The sequence below is a fragment of the Ramlibacter sp. genome (assembly GCF_035627355.1).
Lineage (GTDB): Bacteria > Pseudomonadota > Gammaproteobacteria > Burkholderiales > Burkholderiaceae_C > Ramlibacter.
Window position 1 is genome coordinate 1 of record NZ_DASPLW010000051.1, and the last position, 2,022, is coordinate 2,022.

Annotated in this window: 2 protein-coding genes; both read left to right on the top strand. The window is 66.4% G+C overall.

All coding sequences use genetic code 11. The features are described from left to right. The first annotated feature begins 78 nt into the window (after nt 1-78). Nucleotides 79-1,104, top strand: coding sequence for an IS110 family transposase (locus VEC03_RS13335; RefSeq protein ID WP_324915952.1), 1,026 nt, complete (start codon nt 79-81; stop codon nt 1,102-1,104). 255 nt (nt 1,105-1,359) lie between these two features. Further along, a complete protein-coding gene (locus tag VEC03_RS13340; RefSeq protein ID WP_324915950.1) occupies nt 1,360-1,620 on the top strand; it encodes a hypothetical protein in 261 nt (86 codons plus the stop codon). Nucleotides 1,621-2,022: the final 402 nt, after the last annotated feature.

Consider the following 2,022-nt stretch of genomic DNA (forward strand, 5'->3'; position numbering starts at 1 on the left):
GTGATGGGGTGGACGCCCCCCGACGGCATCTATGTGCCAAGATGGTGGTGTTTGAACGACCATCTGAGGGAGGCGCCCGTGAGCGAAGTTACTACGATTGGGCTCGATCTGGCAAAGCAGGTTTTTCATGTGCACGGCGCGGATGCGTCGGGGGCGGCTTTGTTCAGCAGGAGGCTGACGCGTTCGAAGCTGCCCGGCTTCTTTGCCGCGCAGCCGCGCTGCCTGGTGGCGATGGAGGCATGCGCGAGCGCGCACTATTGGGCGCGCGAGCTGCAGCGGCTCGGCCATGAGGTTCGGCTGATCCCACCGGCTTATGTGAAGCCGTTCGTGAAGCGGCAGAAGAACGATGCGCGCGATGCGGAGGCGATCTGCGAGGCGGCGCAGCGGCCGGGCATGCGGTTCGTGGCGGTCAAGGGCGAGGCGCAGCAAGCGAGCGCGGCCCTGTTCCGGGCGCGCGATCTGCTGGTCCGTCAGCGCACGCAGCTGATCAACGCGCTTCGCGGTCTCGTCGCCGAGCACGGCTGGGTAGCGCCGCAAGGGCGGTTCAGGATGGCGCAGCTGATGACGGACATCGAAGATCCCGGCTGTGCGTTGCCTGAGGCCGCTCGAGGCGTGTTCCTGGTGATGATCGATACGATCAGGGCGCTCGACACGCACATCCTTGGCTTCGAACGTCAGATCGCAAGCCGAGCGAAGCAGGATCCGGATGCCCGCCGGCTGGTGACCGTCCCCGGCGTCGGACCGGTGATCGCCACCGCCGTGCTGGCGCTGGCGCCGCCGGCTCAGTCGTTCGACTCGGGGCGCGACTTCGCCGCCTGGCTGGGCCTCACGCCCCGACAGCGATCGACCGGAGGCAAGGAGCGGCTCGGCAGCATCACCAAGGCCGGCGAGCGAACACTCAGGCGGCTGCTGATCATCGGCGCCTCGGCCGTGGTCCGTCACGCCGCCAAAAACGGCGCCCCACCGGACTCGTGGCTGGCCGGGATGCTCAGCCGCAAGCCGCGCATGCTGGTCACCGTCGCGCTGGCCAACAAGACCGCGCGGATCATCTGGGCGCTGCTCGCCAAGGGCGGCGTCTACAAGGCTCCGACCGTGGCCGCCTGACGGGTAGCCAGGGCCGCGAGGTCGAAGGCGCAAGAGAGCGAAGGAGAGCATGGCGCAACAGTCGGCGAGACGGGATCGGAAGAACCAGCTTGTTTCACAGTGCCTTCAAGCACGCTCGAGTGATGTGGATCCGGTCCGCGAACTCCCATGCAGGCCCGCAGCCCCATCGCTGCACCAAGAGGCCGGACAGATGGCAGCATCCGACAAAATGCCCAGCTCTTCAAAACCCTCTTGCGCTGAAGGGGGCGTCCACAGATGAGACAAAAAGAGGTTGTGCATGCAAAGCCGCCAAGCCACGAAGGAGTAGAGCCCGGCCCGCCCGCCTTCGCCGGCCGCCCCGAAGGCTGGCGCTGGTCGAGCGCCCGAGCCCATCTCGGCCTCGCCGCCGACCCGCTGACCGACCTCGTCCCGGCGCGCGAGCGCATCGACGACTGGCGCGCCTTCCTCGAGCAAGGCCTCGACCCCGAAGACCACGCCGCGCTGCGCGCCGCCGAACGCTCCGGCCGCTTCCGGTAGGATTTCCCCTCGGTACCTGGCACCAGGGATCTCTCGGCACCTGGCACCAAGGAGTCGCTAGGATTTCCCCTCGGTGCCTGGCACCATCGCAGCTCGGTGCTTGGCACCATCGCGGCAAGTACGTCTCCTGACGGGCGCGCTTGTCGCTGAAGCCGTGCGAACCTATCTTAATGAGCGAGCGATAGCGCTCAACTGGGCGGGTCCGAGGAATGCCAGCAGAACGTCGGCTATTGCGGGGATATCAATCGACGCCTCAAGTCGAACGGTTCATTCGCAGCGTGTCGGGCCCGGCCCCCTGGCGAACATTATTCGATGGCCTTTCTTTTCACGCGGGGCTGTTCGTCCTCTGCATGCTTGCCGCCTTTCTCATCGAGATCGGCGTCGCGAATCTGACTTCGTTGT